At 57.5% G+C, this 22,375-nt stretch carries 15 protein-coding genes; 5 read left to right on the top strand and 10 right to left on the bottom strand.

What is annotated here, in order from left to right:
- Nucleotides 1-6: 6 nt before the first annotated feature.
- Nucleotides 7-1,215, bottom strand: coding sequence for an OpgC family protein (locus G6N78_RS03215; protein ID WP_165215722.1), 1,209 nt, complete (start codon nt 1,213-1,215; stop codon nt 7-9).
- A gap of 183 nt (nt 1,216-1,398) precedes the next feature.
- Entirely contained in the window at nt 1,399-4,902 is a 3,504-nt protein-coding gene (locus tag G6N78_RS03210) for a PAS domain-containing hybrid sensor histidine kinase/response regulator (RefSeq protein WP_165215721.1), read from the bottom strand.
- A gap of 217 nt (nt 4,903-5,119) precedes the next feature.
- On the opposite strand from G6N78_RS03210, the gene mscL reads away from it, so the two are divergent.
- The 3 genes from mscL to galE all read left to right on the top strand — a co-directional run bounded on the left by mscL (nt 5,120) and on the right by galE (nt 8,005).
- Nucleotides 5,120-5,542, top strand: a complete 423-nt coding sequence (gene mscL / locus G6N78_RS03205) for a large conductance mechanosensitive channel protein MscL (RefSeq protein ID WP_165221218.1) — start codon at nt 5,120-5,122, stop codon at nt 5,540-5,542.
- Nucleotides 5,543-5,645: 103 nt separating this feature from the next.
- Nucleotides 5,646-6,812, top strand: a complete 1,167-nt coding sequence (locus tag G6N78_RS03200; RefSeq protein WP_165215719.1) for a pyridoxal phosphate-dependent aminotransferase — start codon at nt 5,646-5,648, stop codon at nt 6,810-6,812.
- Between the two features lie 161 nt (nt 6,813-6,973).
- Complete coding sequence (gene galE, locus G6N78_RS03195; protein WP_165215718.1) at nt 6,974-8,005, top strand: UDP-glucose 4-epimerase GalE; 1,032 nt, start codon at nt 6,974-6,976, stop codon at nt 8,003-8,005.
- 76 nt (nt 8,006-8,081) lie between these two features.
- On the opposite strand, the gene G6N78_RS03190 is transcribed toward galE, so the two are convergent.
- The 6 genes from G6N78_RS03190 to G6N78_RS03165 all read right to left on the bottom strand — a co-directional run bounded on the left by G6N78_RS03190 (nt 8,082) and on the right by G6N78_RS03165 (nt 15,096).
- Nucleotides 8,082-8,555, bottom strand: a complete 474-nt coding sequence (locus tag G6N78_RS03190; RefSeq protein WP_165215716.1) for a chemotaxis protein CheW — start codon at nt 8,553-8,555, stop codon at nt 8,082-8,084.
- 610 nt (nt 8,556-9,165) lie between these two features.
- On the bottom strand, nt 9,166-10,983 hold the full coding sequence (locus G6N78_RS03185; protein ID WP_165215715.1) for a TniQ family protein: 1,818 nt from the start codon (nt 10,981-10,983) through the stop codon (nt 9,166-9,168).
- Nucleotides 10,983-11,984, bottom strand: a complete 1,002-nt coding sequence (locus G6N78_RS03180) for a TniB family NTP-binding protein (RefSeq protein WP_165215713.1) — start codon at nt 11,982-11,984, stop codon at nt 10,983-10,985. Before G6N78_RS03180 ends, G6N78_RS03185 begins: the two co-directional genes overlap by 1 nt.
- The gene (locus tag G6N78_RS03175; RefSeq protein WP_165215711.1) at nt 11,981-14,173 is read right to left on the bottom strand and encodes a TnsB C-terminal domain-containing protein; all 2,193 of its coding nucleotides are present in this window, start codon (nt 14,171-14,173) and stop codon (nt 11,981-11,983) included. Before G6N78_RS03175 ends, G6N78_RS03180 begins: the two co-directional genes overlap by 4 nt.
- Nucleotides 14,174-14,245: 72 nt before the next feature.
- On the bottom strand, nt 14,246-14,830 hold the full coding sequence (locus tag G6N78_RS03170; RefSeq protein ID WP_165215710.1) for a hypothetical protein: 585 nt from the start codon (nt 14,828-14,830) through the stop codon (nt 14,246-14,248).
- 95 nt (nt 14,831-14,925) lie between these two features.
- Nucleotides 14,926-15,096, bottom strand: coding sequence for a hypothetical protein (locus G6N78_RS03165; RefSeq protein ID WP_157835782.1), 171 nt, complete (start codon nt 15,094-15,096; stop codon nt 14,926-14,928).
- A gap of 431 nt (nt 15,097-15,527) precedes the next feature.
- Here G6N78_RS03165 and G6N78_RS03160 point away from each other — a divergent pair, with 431 nt between their 5' ends.
- The gene (locus G6N78_RS03160) at nt 15,528-16,922 is read left to right on the top strand and encodes a lipase/acyltransferase domain-containing protein (protein ID WP_165215708.1); all 1,395 of its coding nucleotides are present in this window, start codon (nt 15,528-15,530) and stop codon (nt 16,920-16,922) included.
- Entirely contained in the window at nt 16,919-18,787 is a 1,869-nt protein-coding gene (locus G6N78_RS03155) for a CHAT domain-containing protein (protein WP_165215706.1), read from the top strand. The genes G6N78_RS03160 and G6N78_RS03155 overlap by 4 nt, the downstream gene beginning before the upstream one ends.
- Nucleotides 18,788-18,817: 30 nt before the next feature.
- Here the strand turns inward: G6N78_RS03155 and G6N78_RS03150 are convergent, their stop codons facing one another.
- Both G6N78_RS03150 and G6N78_RS03145 read right to left on the bottom strand, forming a co-directional pair.
- Nucleotides 18,818-21,325, bottom strand: coding sequence for a S8 family peptidase (locus tag G6N78_RS03150; RefSeq protein WP_165215705.1), 2,508 nt, complete (start codon nt 21,323-21,325; stop codon nt 18,818-18,820).
- A 66-nt stretch (nt 21,326-21,391) separates the two neighbouring features.
- Nucleotides 21,392-22,372, bottom strand: a complete 981-nt coding sequence (locus tag G6N78_RS03145; protein ID WP_165215703.1) for an AAA family ATPase — start codon at nt 22,370-22,372, stop codon at nt 21,392-21,394.
- Nucleotides 22,373-22,375: the final 3 nt, after the last annotated feature.

Here is a 22,375-nt window from a genome sequence, read left to right as displayed (position 1 = left end):
CGAGGGTCACCGTTTGCCGGAGGCCGCAACCTTGACCGGTGTGGCGGTGCCACCCGTCAGCCACTTGTCCCGCTCGCGCCACAGGGCCGGGATCGCAAGAAGGGCGATGCAGGAGACGGCGATGGCCGTCTTGGCGAGTTCCGACAGTTCCGGCGTGCGGCCGTCGAGATAATAGACGCCGTAGACGATGCCGACGTGCCAGACATAGACATACAGCGAATGACGACCCAGCAGCTGGAGGAACTTCAGGGACAGAACCCAGATGATGGCATTGGCGATCCGCTGAACCCACAGCGCCTTGTGCTTCGGGCCGGCAATGATCATCCAGGTGATGAGCGTTGCGGCGGCGACGAAGTTGATCAGGTAGACCGGGCCGAAATCGGCGCGGATTTCCATGGTTGCGAACTTGCCGATCAGGTCGGCCGGCATCAGGCCGTGCGCGGTCATGATGCGCAGCGGCAGGAAGAAGGCGCAGATCAGCGCGCTGATCGTCGGGATGAAGGTGTTCTGCGGCGAAAAGATCCGGCCCCATTCGATGCGGTTGAGCGAGGTCATCGCACCCAGCACGAGGCCCGAATAGAAGACGATCTGCCAGCCGAGCAGGTTGAAGGAGACGCGAATGCCCTGGTCGTCGGGCCGCATGAAGAACTGGTTGATCGGCTCCGTCACCAGCTTCTGCAGGCCAAGCTGGCCGGCCATCCAGAGGATCAGCGAACCGGCCATCACATGCGCCCACTTGCCGTCGATGACGAGCTTCACCAGCATCGGCGCAAACAGCATGTAGATGATGTATTGCGGCAGGATATCCATGAAGGTCGGCTGGAAGACGAAGCTCGCGATCGCGGCAAGGCGCAGCGGGTCGTCGAAGGTCGTGTAGCCCAGCCAGTTGTACCAGACGTAATAGGCGCCCGGCAGCACCATCTGCGCCGCGAGCACGCAAAGCACGATGCCCATCGCATAGCGATAGAGCTCGAAGGCGCGCGAATAGATGGCATTGCGGCCGGCCTCATAGCCGCCCTTCGCCATCTTGCGCACATAGACCATGCCGATCAGAAGACCGGACAGGAACACGAAACCTTGCGCATCTTCCACGAAAGCCAGCTGGTTGTGGTTCACCTGGACCAGCCAATAACCGCCTGCAAAGATCAGGTGGTTGATGAGCATGAAGACGAGGAAATAGCCCCGCATCCCATCAATCAGATCATAGCGTTTCATCGGTCACGTCTCCATCGTTCGGACCGATGGGCATCATGCCGGTCCGTTCGTTCGCCTCGCAGGGCAGGATTTTCCTTGGCCATCAACGCGGCTTAAGCGGGGCGGTTCCCGCAGCGCAGGCTCTGTTAAAGCGCGGACATTGTCAGAAACTTGTCGTGAACGACGGATGAACGGGGAAAAGCGTTATTCCGCCGCGGCCCGTCTCAGATTGGCGGTCTGCGTGATGTAAGCCCGCAAAGCGGCGGGTTTCACGGGCTTGTGCTGCACGCCAAGGCCATATTTTTCCGCCTCTGCACGCACTTCGGCGCTCCTGTCGGCGGTGATCAGCAGGCCGGGGATGCTGCCGCCGAGAGCGGCGCGCAGCCTCAGTATGGCATCGATTCCATTGCCATCGTCCAGATGATAATCGGCAATCACAATATCGGGAGCGGGCTTGCTGCCAGCCGCCAGCGAATCAATCGCCGCGACGGAAGCCGCCCGTTCGACGGAACAGCCCCAGCCGGACAGCAGCAGCGCCATGCCGTCGAGGATCTGCGGTTCGTTGTCGATGCAGAGCACCCGAAGCCCGGAGAGAGGCTGCGGAACCGCCTTGGCAAGCGGCTCTGCGGGCTTGGTCCCGGCTGCGCCGGCATCCCGCGGCATGCGCACCCGGAAGATCGTGCCGCGGCCGGGCGTGGAGGCAAGCTCGACCGGATGGGAAAGCACCCGCGAGATGCGATCGACGATGGAAAGGCCCAGCCCGAGACCGGAGGCGGTGCGGGCGCCTTCGTCCAGCCGCGCAAACTCCTTGAACACCGTCTTGAACTTCGACGATGGAATGCCGATGCCGGAATCCACCACGTCGATCACCACCTCGCCACCACGCCGCCGTGCACCCACCAGCACCTTGCCGCTGATTGTGTATTTGATCGCGTTGGAGACGAGGTTCTGCACCAGGCGGCGCAACAGGTTCTGATCGGTCTTCACCGAAAGCGTCGTGGGCATGACCTTGAATTTGAGGTTCTTCTCCCGGGCGATCGGCGCAAAATCGGTCTCGATCCGCTGCAGCAGGTCGCCGAGGGGAACGGAGGTAACGCGCGGCTTCATGGCGCCGGTGTCGAGCCGCGAGATGTCGAGCACGGCGCCCAGGATGCTTTCGACCGATTCCAGCGCCGAATCGATGTTGCGCACCAGCTGCCGATTGTCCGAATCGCCGAGCCGCTCGACCAGCGACGACGAGTAGAGGCGCGCGGCATTCAACGGCTGCAGAATGTCGTGGCCGGCGGCGGCGAAAAACCGCGTCTTGCCGAGATTGGCCTCGTCTGCCGCCGCCCGCGCTTCGGCAAGTTGACGGTTGACCCGCATCAGTTCGCCGGTGCGTTCCTCGACGCGCTGCTCGAGCGTTTCATTGGCCTGCTCCAGGGCGCGTGCCGCCGCGACGCGGTCTGTCATGTCGGTGAAGGTGGCGACGATACCCTCGTCCGGCATGGTGTTGGAGCGCACTTCGATGATCCGCTCTCCGCCCCGCAGTGCCAGAGAGAACGGGGCGTCGAGCGTCTTGATCCGCGCGATCATCGCCTCGCCGTCCTCTTCGGCCAGATCGCCGCGATCGGTCAGGATGCCAACGATGTCGCTCAACGGATAACCGACCTGGCCAACCTGCTCCGGCAGGTCGAGGAGATTGCGGAAGCGGCGGTTCCAGATGGCCAGCCGATCGGAGCTGTCGAACACCGCTACCCCCTGGTCCATCTGGGAAAGCGCCGTCTGCAGCATGTCCTGATTGTATTGCAGGGCTTCGCTTGCCTGGTCGAGCAGCCAGGCGGTATCGGAGCTGGCATCCTCGGCCTTCTGCAGGATCAGCGACAGGACGAGGCGCGCGGAGGAGGAGCCGATGGCACTGCCGAGCAGCTGTTCGGAGAAATGGATCAGCGCCATGTCGGCGGCTTCCTCGTCGGACAGCTTGCGGCCGGCATTGCGTTCGTAATTGGCAAAGGAGCGGCGCATCCGCTCCTCGCCGAGGTAGCGGGCAATTGCCGTCTTCATGTCGCCGACGCTGACGCGGGTCTTCCAGCCGCGGGTGGCAAATTGCGAGCGCAGGTGCCGCTTGACGAAGATGCCCGCCTGGATGCGCTCCACCGGCCGCGGATTGCGCGACAGCGAGCCGATCACGAAGGCGAGGCTGTTGATGATGAGGCTGAGAAGGACCGCATTGACGAGCGGATCAGCATGATCGCCCGAGAAGATGCCGGTGCCGGGAATGAGAAAGTCGAGAATGGTGGCGGCCAGCTGCGAATTGTTCGTGCCCCCGAGGCTTGGCAGGAACAGGAGATAGGCCCAGGCGATGAAGCCGAGCGCCATGCCGGCGATCGCGCCACGGGCATTCGCGCGCCGCCAGAACAGGCCCCCCAGAAGCGGCGGGGCAATCTGTGCCACGGCGGCAAAGGACAGAAGACCGATGGAGGCCAGTCCCGTTTCGCTGTCGGCGGCACGATAATAGCCATACCCCAGCATCAGCACGATGACGATCGCCGCCCGGCGGATGCGCAGCAGGTGGCGCGCGAAATCCGCCCGGTGGCCGCCGGAGGTCGCGAGTTTCCGGCGCAGGAAGATCGGCATGAAGATGTCGTTCGACACCATGATCGACAGCGCCACGGACTCGACGATGACCATGGCGGTCGCCGCGGAAAATCCGCCGATGAAGGTGATCAGCGAAATCACCGGCAGCGCGTTGCCGAGCGGCAGTTGCAGCACGTAGAGGTCCGCATTGCCGCTGCCGCCGAACAGGATCAGGCCGGCAACCGCAATCGGCAGGACGAAGAGGTTGATGGCGACGAGATAGAGCGGGAAGAGCCAGGTCGCCTTGCGCTGCTCGCTCTGGGTCCGGTTCTCCACCACCGTCACATGGAACTGCCGCGGCAGCATGATGATGGCGAAGCCTGAGAGCAGGATCAGCAGCAGCCAGCGGGCGATCGGCGTCTCGTAGTTCATGGCGGATGCCACGAGAAGGTTGTCCGAAGCCTTGGTCCACAGATCGACCGGGCCATCGAAGATCAGGAACACCACGGCAAGGCCGACGGTCAGAAGCGCGAGCAGCTTGACCACGGATTCCATTGCGACGGCGAGGATCAGGCCGTCCTGATGCTCGGTCGCATCCGTATGCCGCGTGCCGAAGATGACGGCGAAACAGGCCATCATCAGCGTCACGATCAGCGCCAGGTCCAGGAAATAGAGGTTGCCGCTGCCAATCCCGTAGGCGGTCGGATCGACCATGGCGGCGACGGAATCGGAGACGGCCTTCAGCTGCAGCGCGATATAGGGAATGGCTCCGACGAGCGAGATGATCGCGACCAGCAGCGCGACCGCCGAATTCTTGCCGTAACGGGCCGCGATGAAATCGGCCGGCGAGGTGAGCTTCTCAGCCTTGGCGAGCTCGATGATGCGCCTCAGAAGCGGCATGCCGATCGTAAACGCCAGCACCGGGCCGATATAGATGCCGAGAAATTCCAGCCCGTGTTGCGAGGCGAGCCCGACCCCGCCGAAATAGGTCCACGAGGTGCAATAGACGGCCAGCGACAGGGCGTAGACGACCGGTCGTCCGGCTTTCGGCACGCCGAAGCGCTTGCTCCTGCGGTCTCCGTAGCTTGCGACCGCAAACAGAAGGAGAATGTAGGCGCACGCCGAAAGCAATATGATCCAGCCAGGCAGCATCGCCCCTCCGCATCTGATCAGCGCCAGCCATCGTCATCACCTGATATCATAAGCGAATTCGGTTTTGATGGAAATCAACGCGGTCTCGGCAATAAGTCCAATGGCAGGCCCTATGCCGGACGGCGGACAGGAAAAGCGTGCCTTTCCAAGTCAAGCAATCTGTCTATATTAGCTTCATCTATGTCTTGTTCATCATGAAGGAAGGTATCCCATGTCGATGGTCGGTGAGTTTCGGTCGTTCATAGCAAAGGGCAATGTGATCGATCTTGCGGTCGGTATCATCATCGGCGGGGCGTTTACCGGCATCGTCAATTCGCTGGTCAACGACATCGTCATGCCGGTCGTGGGTGTGATCATCGGCGGCATCGACTTCTCGAACTATTTCATTGCGCTGAATGACAAGGTCACGGCCACCACGCTAGCGGCGGCGAAGGAGCAGGGCGCGGTGTTCGCCTATGGTAGCTTCATCACCGTCATCATCAATTTCATGATCCTCGCCTGGATCATCTTCCTGATGGTGAAGCTGGTGAACCGCATTCGCCTTGCCGAAGAAAAGAAGCCGGCGGAAGCAGCCCCGGCACCACCGCCGGCCGATGTGCAGCTGCTGACGGAAATTCGCGACCTCTTGAAGAGCCGCTGACGCGCTTCCCCATCCATCACCAAATCCGATCCGTCGCTCACCGAATCTCATGAGATTTCGGTGAGCGCTTGCGTTATGAGAGCTCCAGATGGAGAACCCTTGCATGACCCTGATGGAAAGTCTGAGCCCCCGCGCACTCGCCGCCCCCCAGAGTGGTATTGTCGAACTCGTCAACTACGCGCGCGGCCGCCCCGGCCTCATTCCGCTGTGGGCCGGCGAGGGGGATCTCCCAAGCCCCGCCTTCATCAACCAGGCCACCAAGGATTCGCTGGATGCCGGCGAGACCTTCTACACCTGGCAGCGCGGCCTGCCGGAACTGCGCGATGCGCTGTCGCGCTACTACCAGCGTCATTTCGGCGTCAGCCTGCCGCGCGAGCATTTCTTCGCCACCAGCTCCGGCATGCACGCGATCACGCTGTCCGTCCAGGCGCTGACGGCGCCGGGCGACGAGATCATCTATCTGACGCCGAGCTGGCCGAACATCGTCGCCGCGATCGGCATTGCCGGTGCAAAGGCTGTGCCGGTGCCGGTCGATTTCGTCGGGGGCGGCTGGTCGCTCGATGTCGCCAAGATCGAAAGCGCCATCACGCCGAAGACCAAGGCCCTGTTCATCAACACGCCGTCGAACCCGACCGGCTGGACGGCCACGCAGGACGACCTGAAGGCGATCCTGGCGCTTGCCCGCAAGCACGGGATCTGGATCATCGCCGACGAGATCTACGCGCTCTATTATTTCAACGGGCAGCGCGCGCCGTCCTTCCTCGACATCCAGGACGAGGGCGAGCGGATCATCTATGCCAACTCGTTCTCCAAGAACTGGTCGATGACCGGCTGGCGTGTCGGCTGGCTCTTGGCGCCGCCGGAAATCGGCCAGGTGCTGGAAAACCTCATCCAGTATTCGAGCTCGGGCCTCACGCCCTTCATGCAGCGCGGTGCGATTGCCGCGCTTGACCAGGGCGACGACTTCCTGCGCTCCAACATCGAACGGGCCCGCACCTCGCGCGACGTTCTGTGCGATGCGCTGATCGCCACCAACCGGGTGCAGACGCTGAAGCCGGACGGCGCGATCTATGCCTTCCTGAAGATCGACGGCATCGATGACCCGCGCAAGGCGGCCTTCGATATCGTCGACAAGACGCTGGTCGGTCTGGCGCCGGGAAGTGCCTTCGGTCCGGGCGGCGGTGCCTTCCTTCGGGCCTGCTTCCTGCGCGATCCGGTTCAGGTGAAGGAAGCGGCCGATCGGCTGTGCGACTACATTCTGAAGCTCTGAGTGTGCGGGTCTGCGTCAAAGTCGATACAATTTGACGGAAATCCGAAAAGCTTTGTTTTCCTAAGGAACAACAATAGTTTAGCTAAAAGGCCCGCGGTAATCACTGGTGAAGGGGCTGCGTGTTTCGATCCTGCCAAGCAAAAATGGCAGGGAGCATCGAGATGGCAGTTCTGGTGACCGGAGGCGCGGGCTATATCGGCAGTCATATGGTGTGGGCATTGCTGGATGCGGGCGAAGACGTCGTCGTGCTCGACCGGCTGTCCACCGGCTTCCGCTGGGCGGTGCCGGATGCCGCACGCTTCTATCAGGGCGATGTCGGCGATCTCGCCCTGCTGGAGACGATCTTCTCCGAAAACCGCATCGACGCCATCCTGCACTTTGCCGGGTCGATCGTCGTTCCCCAGTCGGTTGCCAATCCGCTGGAATATTACGACAACAACACGGCCAAGACCGGCCTTCTGGCGGATGCGGCGATCAAGGCGGGAATTGAGCATTTCGTCTTCTCCTCGACGGCCGCCGTCTATGGGGATCAGCCGAACGATGCGCCGGTGCGCGAAAACGCGCCGACGGTGCCGAAGAACCCCTATGGTCGCTCCAAGCTGATGTCGGAAATGATGCTGCGCGATGCGGCTCGCGCCCACAAGTTCCGTTTCGTCGCGCTCCGCTACTTCAACGTCGCCGGCGCTGATCCGAAGGGACGCACCGGGCTTTCCACCGAAGGCGCTACGCATCTGATCAAGATCGCCTGCGAAGCGGCGCTGGGCAAACGGCCGTCGGTCGATGTGTTCGGCACCGATTATCCGACGGCGGACGGTACCGGCATCCGCGACTATATCCATGTGAGCGATCTGGTGGAGGCGCATCTGATGGCGCTGTCCTACCTGCGCCGTGGCGGCGAACCGCTGATTGCCAATTGCGGCTATGGCCGGGGTTATTCGGTGCTGCAGGTGCTTCAGTCGGTAAAGCGCATCGAGGGCGGCGAGTTCGACATCCATTACGGCCCGCGCCGCCCAGGCGATGCGGCGGCGGTCATTGCCGATTCGACGCTGGCCCGCCGGCTTCTCGGCTGGGCGCCGAAGCACGACAACCTCGATCACATCGTCTCGACGGCGCTGGCCTGGGAACGCTCGCTGTCGCTGCGCCAGTATGGTGATCTGAGAGCGATCCACCGCAGGCTTGCCGCCAATTTCTGACGGCAAGAGAGCAAACGAAAAGGGCGCCGGCTGCCGAGCAGCCGCGCCCTTTCAAATCAAGCCGATGGCGAAGGGATCAGGCGACCATGCCCCAGTCGTCCGCGCCGCCAGTGCCGAACATGCGCTCCAGGTTCAGGAAGCAGATCATGCCGCTGTCATGCGCAATCAGGCCATCGGAGAAGGCCGTGCTGGAACCGGCCGCGGCCGGAACCGGCTGCAGGCGGCTTGCCGGAATGGTCATGATATCGGACACGCGATCGACCAGCAGACCGACGGTCATGCCGTTGATATCGGCAACCACGATGGCGGACCGCTCGTTGACTTCCGTGTTGTGCATGCCGAGCTTCACGGCAAGATCAACGATCGGGATCACCGTGCCGCGCAGGTTCATCACACCGATCACATCGTAAGGAGCGTGCGGCAGCGGGGTGACCGGTGCCCAGCCGCGAATTTCCCGGATCGACGTCGTCCGGACACAGAATTCCTGGGAGTGCAGGCGAAACGCGATAATCTCCAGAAGTTCGTCACCACTCATCTGCACCGCATTCATTCCAATTTCCTCCCGTTGCGGGGTTGCGGACCTTGCCTGGCGCCGTACCCGACTGTGATGGCGACAGCCTTGTGCGGGACTGGATCCAGCCCCCCATGGCTCTGCCGTGCCTGGCGGCGCCTCGACATCCATCATCCTTGCTCAGCGGATCTGCGGCAATGCCGGAACCGATGTCGCAGCAAAGATGGCTGACGATCTCTTAATCCTAACGGATGTTTATTAAATAATCCTTATGGAGAGCCCCGTGCTTTCTGATGGGGCGGGGTGCAGCGCGCGACAGGTTCCACCGGTTTTTCGGAGCCTCGCCACGTCGGTAGGCTGGAAGCCGGCCCGTCATGCATGCCGCCATGCGAGGCCGGCACGTTGCCGTGCTTCGTGAGCGGACCACCGGCAAAGCCGGTCACGCCACCGCCGTCCTCGCGGACCAGCCTGATGGTGCGGCCCCTAAGGTTTGTCCCTCATGAATATGAAAGCCTTGGTTTCCTGGGGTTCCGAAAGAAAATCGTTCATCTGTCCGTTGCAGAAAGTGCGATCATCGGTGGCCCGGATTGCCTCATAGGCAAAGAAAAACCCGCTTTCGCGGGCTTAACGTTCATTATGGAAAGCGTCGTCACGCCAGTCCAAGCCGTTGAACTTCAGACCTTCGATAAAATCTGGCAATCTTGCCGGTCGGTTCAAAGATCGGTTTGATCCCTTCCTTGTCCAACGTCTGTTTCAAACCGGCAATCTGTTTGCCATTCTCGCGGGCCATCGTGCTCAATGAAATGTGCTTCTCCAGAAATTGCTCGACGGCAACCGGATGGACAAAACGCTGGTTGACCCGAGTCCGGGGGTGACGCCGCATCTGCACTGGGAGGAACTCACGCTTGAGGAGTTCATCGATTGTGGCTGTCGTGGTGCGCAGTGCTTTCTCCAAGGCAGCAACATCGAGATAGTTATCCGCTTCATCAAGAGCCACATGCGGAAGAACCTCCTGGGGATCGACGAGCAAGTTCTTAAGGAGCAGCTCATCGCCTGACCACGACACCTTCGTCAGCTTTCCGCCGAAAATGAGAGCAACAATCTCGGACACCTTGCAATGGCAGATTGTGGTTGCGATGTGGATCGAGACAAGTCCCTCGTTTGACATACAGTTTCGTTGCGCCTTGAGCCGTGCCATGAGGCGCGCCACGCTTTCACGAGAGATGCGTCGGAATACCCTTGCATAGTCCTTCGAGTTCGCATGATACGGCAGGTGTCCCTGCTGCAGCAGGATGTCGAGGAATTGCCATGTGCAGCCCAGTAGGCTGGCTGCCTCAGGTGTCGTGAGGAGCTGCGTCTCCAGAACCAGCTGTTCATGCAGAGCTGCACGAGGAAACACGCGTGCGGCCTTAACACCACCATCCGGGGTGCCGGTAGTGAAGCCGTATTTCTCGATTACGTTCGTCACCCGGTCAGCTGTAAGCTGGTACTCGACGGCCGCAGAGCGAACGGTGTGGACTTGACGTTCCTTGACTTCGGTGAGGAAGACATCGCCTGCCTCCATGGGAATGTGCTGCTCGGCGTGGCGCTGAAACAGCTCAACGACCGGTCGATAGTCAGGGTCATCCACGAACTTCCGCAGCCAACGACGTGCTACGCCATAGATATCCATGAACTCGGTGGCAGTTTCGATAGCCGCATGAACGTGGTGGGAGAGAAAAGACAGGACCGCTTCTTTGCCCTGCTTGGCAATCAGGAAGCCCTCCCGGCGGCTGGAGCCATTCATGAATCCATCCGGAATGCGGTTTCGCGCACGCCCGTCCTCAGGAAGGTTTTTAAAATGCCCGATGACGGTGCAGAACTCTGCCGCCACATAGGCCGGGAGTTCGTCCAGAAACTCGGATGCCTTTCCTGCGCCGTTCACGCGGTTAGAGAAGTAGACATCAGCCAGGTCCGGCTCGCGAATTTCAGGAAGGTTCAAACCCAGTGCGTCACCGCGCCGTGCGATCCATGCGGTGATATCGTCTGCGGAGATCACTTCAAGTTCGCCCCCGTGGATCGGACATGTGCCAATCGCCATCCACCGCCACACAGCACGAACATAAGGACGTGTTACCGCGCGACCGTGCCCTGCAAGCATGTCATGGCAGAGACAATGGCGGCAAACTCGGAGCGATGCCATTTCCAACTGTGACCGCCGGACGGATGTCGCCCCGAAACTCGTCACGTTGTTACCGGTCAATGCGAACTTGCTGAGGCGTGCTGCCGGGACGCCAGACCAAGCCGACAACAAGCCTGCGGTCTCATCATTCATGGCCTGCAGGCCGGACAGCGACAGGCTGGTCATCCAGCAAAACTCTTCCAGGTCACGGTAGCCGTTGGCCTTCGCCAACCTGGAAGCGAACATTACTTGGCACTCGTCATCATGGAGAGCGACCTGGCGGGCAAGCTTTGAACCGAACATCATCACTTCTTTCGTTTGGATACTGGTTTGCGCCTGTCAGCGAGCGCATTCTGTGGAAGGATGTCCCTCCACTTGGTTCCACGGAAAGGGTTGTCCTGGGGCAACGGTGCCTTGCGGATTTGGTACACACCTTCAAAATCAGACAGAGTGACCTTGCGGCGATTAGCGTCAATCGCGGCAAAGCAGGCTTTTTTGACGTCGTCACAGATCGTGCCGAAGCGTCCTTGCCCTGCCAGTATGAGGCGTGCCGGAAGCTCGTCCTTTTCAGCCCAGCCGGGTTCAAGGCCTGCGTGCTTAACGACGATATTGGACAGAATCTGTTCAGCCGCCCTCAGGTCCCTTGGGTCTTTCAACAGTTCAAGACGAACGGTGTTTGAGCGGTTGTCGATCTGGCCATCGCCTCCCTCGATGAAGTTTGCCAACTCATCGACGCCAGAGAAAATGGCATGCAGGGGCCAGTCCTTAATCTGGAGAAGGCTCTTCACGTCGCTCTGGACGGATTTGATGGCGAACTCCGTGTTGTGGAGAACCGTGTCCTGCATTTCGTCGATATGCAGGTACTCCACCTTCTGATCACGCAACTGATCTTTCAGAAAATCATACAGCTCCGGATTGCTAATTCGTTTTTTGCGAACGACAGCACCAAGCTCCTTCAGGATTTTCAGTGCGAGTTCCCTGGAACTGCACGGCGACGGCGCTTCAATACTGATCAAGGGGCGCACCCACTCGCCCTCCTCATCCCGGTACGGTTGGAAGCTCGCCTTTTCGCGGAAAAGCTCCTCCAGCATGCGCGACTTCCCCGTATTAGATTCACCGATCACGAAGAGGGCGCGTTCCTTGAAGCCACCGCCCTCACGGCAGGCTTTCGCGTTGGCAATAAGCGCATCAAGGTGCTCGCCGACCTCATGAAATTTTGCGTAGCGCAGGTACAGCTTATGGAGATGGAGCTTACGGTCCGACGGGGTCATGGTGGGGACTTTCATGGCGATGCTGGCGTCGGTCATTCGATCTCTCCAAAATGCGAAGGTTCATCATCGTTGTTGTCGGAATAGGCGGCAGCTTCCGCAATGCCTTCAAGCATCTCCTCGATGGTCGGAGGACCGGCAAACTCACCGCCTTGGGGACCGACGTAGCCGTCGTGAAGCGGGTCGTAGGCGATGTCGTCTTCGTGCAGTTCCACCTCGTCGACCTTGTCCTCCTCAGTGAACGGGCGGCCTTCGAACAACTGGTCGGTAGCGTGCGAAATCTCTTCCGGGCGCAGTGTATGAAGGGAGATTCCCGCGCGCATTGCGGCGCTGGTACCAGCACGACGCATGACGTTGATCGCCTCGTACATGATCGGCAGGTTGGCTTCGGACTTCACCCCGTTGCGGCGATTGAGGTCCTGCTTGGCAAGGTACCATTCTGCCAGAGAGATGTTCGTCGGCATACCGATGCGATTTTCGACCGTCAGCCAACCTTCCCCAGTAAAGACTGACACGGCCCAGAGATCGTTGCGGTGGATGCGCACCGGGTATTCCTTAGAACCATCCTTGCGGCGGAAGGTTTGCAAAATATCAGAGTTGTAAGGAATTCCGTGAACCGTCACACCAGCGCTGTCGATGACGCGTTTCTTCGTCACACCGAAGATATGGCGCTTCTCGTGGCGACCGGGCATCGCACGTACACGATAGGTTTTGGTTTTCTGAACCCAGGCTTCGTGCGGCGTCAGATTGTTGAGGCGTGCAGACGGGCGGTTGTGGTGGATGTCGCAGATTGCGCGGATCACCAGATTGATGAATTCGTCGACAGCCAGGGCCGCGTTTTTTTCAGCGTCATAGTCGTTCTTCTCCACCACGTTCGAGAAGGTGCGTCCGTCGAAGAACATCATGATGTCGCGCGCGAGCGTTTTGAACAGGCTCTCGATAAAGGGGCGCTTCCACGCTTGACCGGCGGGTGGACGCGTCAACGCAATCTTGCACATGAGGAATGCATCACGCGTCGCGTCGGCGATGTAGGGCGAACCGTTGTCAGTGTAGACTACCTCAGGACGAACGCCGAACCACGGGGTCTTCGCACCCACCAGCTTGGCAATATCCGTCTTGTCGGTCATCACCATTTCAAGGGTATCGACGACAAGGGCCGAGGACGGATTGCGTCCTCCTTTGAGTGCCAGCACATAGTTGGTGGCCGTGTCCACAGCACCGCAGAACCAAATGCGTTGCGGGTTGTCGATCAGGTATTCCTGGATTGCCTTGGGAAGCAATTGAAAGAAACCGCACGTCTGCATGGCCGTCATGGCATCGGCATTCCAATCGTCCATCTCGACGCGTTCGCCAGGACGTTCGGTATCGTAGGAATCCATCTTCGGCTTAAACTGGGCACGAGCGAATGGAAGCCCTTCACGGCCCGCAACGACCTCGAATTCGTCCATGGCATCAATCAGAGCTTCGAAACGCTTGCGCCCGGGAGCAATGAGCGGTGCATTCCCCACGCGTTTTTTGTTCTCCTCCGCGATGCGGGCGTGGACATCACGCAGCAGCTTCGCCTTCGACGGCTTACGACGGCTGGCATAGTTGCGTGCTTCCTCCAGCCAGATCGCATAGCTCTCGGCGCATTCGACCTTCTGATTGCGGAACCCGGGTCCATTGCGACGGTAAATGAGAGCGCGAACATCACGACCGCAGCTCATGTACTCGCGAAAATGACGGTTAAAGCTGCGGACCGATGGCGTGTTGAAAAAGCTCGTGCTGGCATCGCAGCGCGTCTTGCGCTTGGTGCCCTCCTGTTCTGTCAGTTCCTGGGCCTCGATCTGGATTTCGAGGCTCCATTTCTTGAGCAAACCCGCAAGTTTCTCGCTACGGGGGAGCTTGCGACCAGTTTCCGCGCAATGCTGCTCATAGCGAAGGATCAACGCTTCGTGGAAACGAGCGATGGCTACGTTACGCGGTTTGAAGTCGTCGACGCGCTTGTCGCCGACGATATGGCGCAGTTTCGTCTCCGTCTTGGTGTGGAAATTGTAGTGGACCGATGCCGTCTCGTTTTTCAGCGCCTGGCGGATTTCAGCGTGGGAAATACGCGTCTCGAAACGGTGGTCCGTCTCCCGTTGGAAACGGTATTCCTTGCTGTCGTAGTCAACAGGGACCCAGTTGGTGCCACGGTAGGTGAAACGGTCTAGTGGGCCCATTTCGGTGATCGGAGTGTATTCGGTCATCTTCTTTCCTTTGGACATAGCTTCGCCGTGCTCAGGCACGACGTGTCTGAGTGAGGGCAGGATTTGGGTTGGCTAGAGGTTGATGGTGAACCAGGTCAGTTCATTGACCCGGCCGCGTTGAACAGGTTTGAGGACCTGCAGATCGATCAGCCGCCAGATCGCGATGGTGCGATCCGTCCGTTCGACATGCGGAGCATACAGCTGGAAGAACTGTATCTGGCTACCGCTCTGCCCATGCAGGTCGCTCAACAGCGTGCGTACATGATCCTCATCATGAAATTCGCGAGACCAGAGGATGGTCTTTGCATTGCGAAAATCGTCCTTGGTCGCGTGCCGCTCAGTCATGATCCTCATGTCATCGAACAGCGCACGATGTATTGTCTGAACACCAGCAAAGACCGGGTGGAGTTCGGCTTTTTCGCGCTCGTATTTGACTGCAATGGCCAAACGGAAACCGCTTTTGAACCGGGCCCAGTAATCGAAGATGTGTTCCCGCAGTTTTCCCTCCGGATCGACATACGTCACCTTCGGGAACTGGGAACGGACTTCCACGATGCCGTGGCGGGCCTGGATGACAGCAGATACCTGCTGCTCAAGCTCGCTTTCATGCTGTACTTGGCGGTTGTCGAACACCGATGCGCCGTTGGTTTTCAGCATGTGCTTCACAGGAACGTTGCGTGCGCCACCGTGAAGACGTGGCGGCACCCAAAGTTCTGGTTCATCGTGGGGGGTGGGGCAAAAGCTGGTCGCGCTTACCATTTGGACGTACGCATCCCGACCATTGCGTTCTTATCGGCATCAATCCCGCCATCCTGGAAAACCTGGAAACGAGAATGAACGCCTTCTCCGTTTCCGGAGCGCAATTCGGTCAGAATGGCACGACGCACCAACACGTGGTGCAGCACATTTTTCGATGGGCGCATAGATACCTCCTGGGCGCACATGGGTGGCAGCCCATCCGGAGGTAGAGGACACAGTGTCCCTACTTCAGATGGAGCTGAGGAAGGTCTTTCCTAGATTGACGATGCGTATCATCGTGGGGCTCCGTGTTTGAAACTGGGGCGGAACATAGTCAGCGGCGGTACCGAGAGTCTAGCGCGGAAACATGCGGGTTGGAAATATAGTTAATAGGACTTTGCGGCCGCATCACCTGCGGTAGCTGATAGCGAATCGCAGCTTGTTCTGCTCCAACTACGCGAGTCACGAGGCCCGGGCTGATGGCGGATCGCGCGTGTCATCACGAGCCCAATCGGGAGTTTTGCTGTTCTGCTTTTGATCACCATTTGACACCGAGAGGTTGTTTCAGACATGATCGACAATCAAACAAATCTCATAGAATCGTCTCTGGCTTGATATGACCAAACATCCTGATCTTGTTATCTTTCTTCCAGGAATTACCGGCTCCGTCCTGATGAAGGACGGTGATGTCATCTGGGGCAATTCCGCCAGGTCGCTTTGGGACATGGTCGCAAATGACTCTCTCGATCTTCTCGAAATCACCGGTTCTGACAACGGCGACGATGACCTTGGCGATGGGATAGAGGCAACAGCCCTTATTTCCAATATCAAGGTGGTACCAGGGCTTTGGAAAATTGGAGGATACTCTATTGTTTCCCATAGCCTCCTTGCCAATTTAGCTCTCGAAAAGAACGTGAACTATTTTGAGTTTCCCTATGACTGGCGACGGGACAACCGCGTTTCCGCGAGGAAATTGGCTCGATTCTGTCAAGAGAAACTTTCCGATTGGCGACAAAAAAGCGGAAACGAAAAGGCCAAGATCACGCTTATTGCTCACTCTATGGGTGGGCTGGTATCGCGCTACTTCATTGAGTGCTTGGAGGGATGGAGAGAAACTCGGATGCTCATTAGTTTGGGCACGCCCTATCGAGGTTCTCTGAACGCCGTCGACGGGATATGCAATGGGCTCAAGAAGTCGGTGGGCGGCATTACTCTTGCAGACGGGTCTCGTGCCTTCCGGTCATTTCAATCTCTGTATCAACTGCTACCAATATACCCCGTCGTTAACGACGGAGGTGGACCACTTAAGAGGGTCTATGAGGTGCAACTGCCCAACATGGACCTTCAGCGCGCTATCGAAGCGCGAAAGTTTCATGATGAAATTTTGGATGCATATGCTGCAAACCTCCGAGACACTGATTACGCTAGACAGCAGGTTAGAATAGTTCCTGTAGTGGGTATTGATCAGCCGACGTTTCAGTCCGCTCGCCTTCAATCTGACGGGCGCGTCGAATTGCTACATGACTACGAAGGTCGAGACATGCGTGGTGACGGTACCGTCCCCCGGGTTTCAGCTATTCACGATGACAACGCTTCAGCTGCTGGCGTTTATTTTGCCAATACCCACGCGGTTTTGCCGAATGCTGAGACTGCGTTGACGCATTTGAAAGGCATCATACAAGGAACAACAATCGATTTGGGGAAATTCCGCGTGTCCAATGACCCAGGGAATATTTCCATCGACGTAGGCGACGTCTATGACGCCGATGGGCCGATTGTGATCTCGGCAACCTTAAACGCGTATCGGCAAAATCTGACTGCGACTTTTGTCCGGGAAGGTGATCTCGGTGAGAGCAAAAAAGCGCTCATGTATCCTCGGGGCGGAACTTACAGTTGCTCAGTGTCGCTGGTATCTGGCCACTATACTGTAAGCGTGAGCGGAGACGGATTGCATACGGCGGGAGACGTATTTGTTGTCGTTGGCGCTGTTGAAGGACGGTTAAGTCGATGACTGATCCTTCGTTGCGGAATGCTAACTACCGCTCGCCATCCGTATCCCTACCGGACGACAGCTGGCACTATATCATCGATGTATTTGAGGGCGAATTCCTCGGTTCGTTGCTTTCCTTGCAGATTGAGTTTTCTGAAGGCGTGGCGAAGTTGGAAGCGCAGGTCGCCTCAGTGAACTCTGCGTCGTTCCTACTCGCGCTGGTGAGGCGGCATCCCCACGTAGAGCGCGTCGAAGAAAATATCGAGATTAAGGCACCCTTCCGCTCAGCTGGTCGGGATGCTGCCGACGTCGCTTTCGACAATTGGCATCAGGAAACCGCTTCAGTAGTGGAAGAAGAGCGGCTATCTTTGGAGCGATACCCACATATCTCTGTGAAGGGCGAACTCAATGTGGGCAGTGATGTCGTAGTTCTCATTTACTTAGAAGAAGAGGCGGACGAATTCACGGATGGTGGTTCTTCTGTCATTGACGACGTATCTGCACATTGGCAGACACTGAACGTTGATGTCGTCGTAGACTCGGCGCAACTTATTTTCGATGAGGAGACGGCAAGGGCAAAGGTGAAATTACGCCGAGGACAGAGATCGTCGCCTGCGATGATTCATGCGCAAGTGGACCAAAGCGCGCAAGCGTCTGGATTCGCTCAGCTGACGGCGCAATTTTTCTACAAAGGAAGAAGATGTGGCTTTGCTAGGCGGACATTTCCGCTCGTTCAGCTTGAGAAAGAGAAGGCAGAAGGGATCGAAAGCCGTCCACACGTGCAATTGAGCGGCAACGATGCGAGCCGAACTCCCAACTTCACCGCACCGGCACAAATCAAGGCTTCGCTCGATGCATCAGACTTCGTCGTATCTATCAATCGCGAAGGCACTGACTTAGACGGCACCTACCGATGGGTAACTTACTCAAACCGCCTGGGATCAGGCAGGCGTCAGTCGAACGGTCAGCTCACTCTGGGTCCGTCTACCCGGGCATACGCCGAAAGCCTACTCAAGCTTTGCCCAACATTGGAGCCGGGTAATCATGCAAGAACATTGAAATCAATTGGTGAAGAGATTTGGGGTCGGACGCCATCGGCATTTCAGGAGCATTACCTCTCCTTGGTAGCTGAAATTGGGCCTTGTTTCCCGATCCAATTTTACTCTGATGAACCTTATGTACCATGGGAAATGATGTGTCCTAAAATAGATGGTGAAGGGAAAGATCATCTTTTCTTCAGCCACCCGGTAGCTCGGTGGCCCAGTTCCTCTCACACAGGCCTAGCTCAATCATTTGCGGACGGGATTGTCGCCAGTTTTGTCCCTTCCTATCAGGACCGAGACTTACCTGCGGCCCATGAGGAGGGGCGCTGGTTGCGAGATAACCTCGAAGCCGTCGAGCATGAACCCACGTACGACGCAATCTTGCATTTCTTGGAGTCACCACCTGAGGCAAAGGTCAAGGTCGTCCACTTTGCTGGTCATGGCAAATGCGGAAACGCGGACCGCCCGTCGAGCATTGAGATGTCCGGAGGGAAACACCTCACCGTTAATGAAGTTGCCCAGAGTGGGGTTAAGCTGGGTCGAAGGGACCGCAGTTTGTTTGTTCTAAATGCCTGTGAAGTCGGTGCCTCCACTTTAGAGTTAGGAATGGCGAGCGGGTGGGCAAGCGCGCTTACCAACAACGGTTTTGGAGGAGTTTTGGCTCCGCTTTGGGCTGTTCGTGATGAACACGCAAGCAAGCTCGTGATCGGTTCACTCGACCTTTTCCTCCGCAGTCGTGAAACCCTCGCGGAGTCGGTGCGAAGGTCGAGAGATGCATCTCGCGGCGCGTCCACAACTTCATTCGCCTACGTACTCTATGGTGATGTGATGGCGCGAGCCTAGACATACCGTGCGACTCTGTCTCCTCGTCTTTTAGACCGCCACCAGGTTCTGAATTGCTGCGCTCACCGGTTGGTAAATATTGGCGGTGCCTTGGGGTACACGAATAGAGACCATCAAGGAGAAGCGTATCTTCCTCCGATACCGTTCGCTCTGACGGATGTCAGACCACCAGCCCTTGACGGGTGCCACAGAAATTCCATCCCGTTCCGCAAGTCGGTACGCCGGTCCTCTCCATATATCGTGTTGCAGCGTTCCATTCCCACTTAAGCGCTTCCCCGCGATCCAACCATCATCGGTTGCGCCCGAGCTAAGATCATCCTCGGCAAGAGCATTGTAACGCAGTTGAGCTTTTGCATCCGATTCTCCGAACCTGCGGAGATCGAATTTGAGGCGATGAGAGGGGTAGCGGTCGTAACGATTACGCGCAATCGCATTGGGATCAGGCTCGATGAAGTAGGAGAGCGTGCACCGCATTTCGACCTCGGTTTGATTGAGCGCTCTCAATTCGGCAGTCGGCCACGGCAACTTGAAATATTTCATTTCTCTCAAGCGCAACTGATCGCTGTCGCTTAGCTCATATGGTCGCAGACTGTCTTCTACGATCAACGTCATGTCGCTTTCGGTGCTACTAAACAAGCGTTGCTCGTTGGGTGTGCCCCAACCGAAGCGGCTTAACAACGTCGCCCAAGGGTCGCTGACCGAGTTAGAACGTCCCAAGTCCGTTAATTGTGCGACCATGGCGGGTGTCCACTCAGCGCTATGGACCATCATTCCCCTGATGGTCTCCGTTCTGAACGAAGGATATCGCGCCATCAAACGCGAGGCTAAATGGGCTGCAGCAGCAGTAGCTGCACTAGTTTCCCCTGTCATTGCCAAAGGACTAGAAGAAGCCGCGCGTGAAGTCGTCAGCACTAGATTCCGAGCTGAAGGCCGGGAGAAAATTCCACCGCGATCTATTTGGAAGTTACCGCCCTCCATTACAATGTCTGGTTTCCTTGCGGCGCGTGCAATCCATTCCTGTGACGTACGTGATGTCGGCGACAGGTCGCCAGCCGGGGCCACTAGAGGCACCGTGCCGTTGGCTTTGTTGGTGAATGCCCCAATTGAAAGAGCGTTCAAAGCTTGTGCCGGAGACTGAATGCCGTGTCGACGGTTCCTCTCGATATACTCGGCAACCTGATATGGCTCACTGTCAGAATGATCAACGTTGCCAACAGCAACGCAGATTAATCTCGTATTCTTACCGTCGGCATAGGCTAACTTGTCTACTACCGCTGATGTAGATGTCGGCCGTCCATCTTCAGGTTCACCAGCAGCGGTTTGCGCTAAGCAGAACACCCGCGCGGCTTCTTCGCTTTCGACAAGCTCAATAGCCTTTTGAATAGCATCGTATGCGGGAACATCGTTACCACCGACCGGCGCTGTAACGACCACAGACTCCAATGAAGCGGACAACTGGATTGGGGAGTTGCCAGAATCAGCATCTGCTAAGTCGCCGAAGAGCGCGACCCCGGCCATTTTGGTGCCATGCCCATCGTGATCAGTTACAGCCCAGTCATCGCTGACTGTGTAGCATCTCGATCTGGGAAGCGAGGACCTAAGGAGGGGGTTGGCTGGATTAACACCCGTATCAAGGATAGCTATCCGGGGAGCCGAAGCTGGCGCGGGCACAACCCGTCTGGCTAGCTCCGTGACTATTCCACCTTGCGCGTCGGGTAGTGAATTCATGTAATCCGATACGAATGAAGAAGCACTCCGTAACTCAACTACCGCGCCACTTTTGCGAATAAGAATTTGCATCTCGTCTGGTGTGGCACGTATGTTGCGAACTGCTGTCTCGATGAACTGCGTAGGACGCCCCTCGCAACTGATCTCCAGTGCGTTTAGGGTTTTGGAGAACACTTCTTCGTATTCAAGGCGTGTCCAAACCTCCCAAGTCGTTTGGCTCTTTTTCCGGGGGAATTTATCGATTTCATCGGTCCAAAAATCTCGCAGATTGGCAGCGCGGATGAGCGAGGCACTTTCAAACAACTTAAAGTTTGCCGGACGCCGCGAGGTTTCAGTTTCGTCAGTTCCCAGAATATCGGTAAAGTCGCCGTCCTCGTCAGTCCATAGCTCGTACTTACCAAGTGCTTTTAGAAGTGACTTAATACTGTCGCGCGAAACAAAGAAGTTCGCCAAGTCATGAGCAGGTTGATTACGCTGCTGCAACTTTTCCGGATTAACTTGAAGTGTCAGCAACTTGAGGCCCTGGGTGGTGGACCTCGCTGTAGCGCTGACAAAGAGCGATTCGTCTTCCCGGCTTTCGATGGCAATCGCCATACCCCGCTGTTTGAGCGGCACTTTAATAGTGGCTTGTTCTTTACGAATTTCGTCTAGCTGCGAGGCCACCACCTCTAAATCGGAACGCAGTTTTTGCGCGTGCTGACGCCTATCTTCTACAGGAGATGGCTCTTTCGTGCCGCCTCTACCAACTGCGCGAAACTCTTTTGAAGCGAGACCAATGTTACGCGCATGCAGATGAGGAAAGAGAGCCATATCAACCATCATATCTGTATATTAAACAAATAGATGCGACGGTAGTTTCTTTATGTCAACTCTCAATCATTCGTTGTGCAAAGCTTTCCGATCAGCAATCGCTCGCATCAGGATTTCCGTCGACATTGCGCCGTCGTAATCAAGCACGGAGTCTCGTGCAGCATCGTCGGCAACTGCTACCAGATCAGCTTGGCTGAGCCCGTTCATTCCGGAAGCGATGGCCTCCCAATCAATATTGTTCAGATTAAATTGGAGCATGTGATTGCGGATTACTCTCTGAGCTTCCTCAGCATTCGGTCTAGCGTAAGAAAAGGCGGCATGAAAGCGCCTGAAAATTGCTGGATCGAGAAGCGTCCTGTGATTGGTCGCCGCCACAATTACGCTACTGGATTTGTCGTCTTCCAGGAACTGTAGAAAGGAGTTAAGCATCCGCCGGGCTTCCCCGACGTCATTATCGGCGTCGCGACGGGATGCTAGTGCGTCCACCTCATCAAAAAAGTACACTCCGCGAGCGCTAGTCATCGATTCAAAGACGAGGCGAAGCTTCGATGCCGTCTCGCCCATGAACTTCGTGATGACGCCATCCAGCAATATTGTGAACAGCGGGAGCCCCAATTCGCCAGCAATGGCAGCTGCAGTCATTCCCTTTCCAGTGCCAGGAGGCCCGGAGAATAGAAACTTTCGACGCGGACTGAGTTCACGCGCTTCAAGTAGATGGCGATCTTTGTGCTCCCGAACGATACCCCTGATACGACGGCTTAGGTCTGGATTGAGCACTAAATCAGTTAAATTGGTTTCTGGATACGATGCGCGCACCAGCCCTGCCAATTCACCCCTCGGAGAGGCAATCGGAATTGGCCCTTTCACTGGACGGGACGCTCGATCACGTCGAACTCGATCCACAAGTCCCCGAATTTCTCCCGCAACCTTCACCCGGCCAGAGCGGTCTGCATCGGCCGCTATATTTTCTACTATTGCCAGAAAGCGATCATCATCGCCTGCGGCATGGCTTTGTATCATAGCGATGAGGTGCTTGGTTGCAGTCATGGT

The sequence above is a fragment of the Allorhizobium pseudoryzae genome (genome assembly GCF_011046245.1).
Taxonomy (GTDB): Bacteria; Pseudomonadota; Alphaproteobacteria; order Rhizobiales; family Rhizobiaceae; genus Neorhizobium; species Neorhizobium pseudoryzae.
Note: the sequence above shows the minus strand (reverse complement) of the source record. Positions and strands in the feature narration are given on the sequence as shown.

Coding starts and splice junctions, on each gene's coding strand:
- G6N78_RS03215 (WP_165215722.1), bottom strand. CDS start 1,215: ATGAAACGCTATGATCTGATTGATGGGATGCGGGGCTATTTCCTCGTC.
- G6N78_RS03210 (WP_165215721.1), bottom strand. CDS start 4,902: ATGCTGCCTGGCTGGATCATATTGCTTTCGGCGTGCGCCTACATTCTC.
- mscL (WP_165221218.1), top strand. CDS start 5,120: ATGGTCGGTGAGTTTCGGTCGTTCATAGCAAAGGGCAATGTGATCGAT.
- G6N78_RS03200 (WP_165215719.1), top strand. CDS start 5,646: ATGACCCTGATGGAAAGTCTGAGCCCCCGCGCACTCGCCGCCCCCCAG.
- galE (WP_165215718.1), top strand. CDS start 6,974: ATGGCAGTTCTGGTGACCGGAGGCGCGGGCTATATCGGCAGTCATATG.
- G6N78_RS03190 (WP_165215716.1), bottom strand. CDS start 8,555: ATGAATGCGGTGCAGATGAGTGGTGACGAACTTCTGGAGATTATCGCG.
- G6N78_RS03185 (WP_165215715.1), bottom strand. CDS start 10,983: ATGATGTTCGGTTCAAAGCTTGCCCGCCAGGTCGCTCTCCATGATGAC.
- G6N78_RS03180 (WP_165215713.1), bottom strand. CDS start 11,984: ATGACCGACGCCAGCATCGCCATGAAAGTCCCCACCATGACCCCGTCG.
- G6N78_RS03175 (WP_165215711.1), bottom strand. CDS start 14,173: ATGACCGAATACACTCCGATCACCGAAATGGGCCCACTAGACCGTTTC.
- G6N78_RS03170 (WP_165215710.1), bottom strand. CDS start 14,830: ATGCTGAAAACCAACGGCGCATCGGTGTTCGACAACCGCCAAGTACAG.
- G6N78_RS03165 (WP_157835782.1), bottom strand. CDS start 15,096: ATGCGCCCATCGAAAAATGTGCTGCACCACGTGTTGGTGCGTCGTGCC.
- G6N78_RS03160 (WP_165215708.1), top strand. CDS start 15,528: ATGACCAAACATCCTGATCTTGTTATCTTTCTTCCAGGAATTACCGGC.
- G6N78_RS03155 (WP_165215706.1), top strand. CDS start 16,919: ATGACTGATCCTTCGTTGCGGAATGCTAACTACCGCTCGCCATCCGTA.
- G6N78_RS03150 (WP_165215705.1), bottom strand. CDS start 21,325: ATGGCTCTCTTTCCTCATCTGCATGCGCGTAACATTGGTCTCGCTTCA.
- G6N78_RS03145 (WP_165215703.1), bottom strand. CDS start 22,372: ATGACTGCAACCAAGCACCTCATCGCTATGATACAAAGCCATGCCGCA.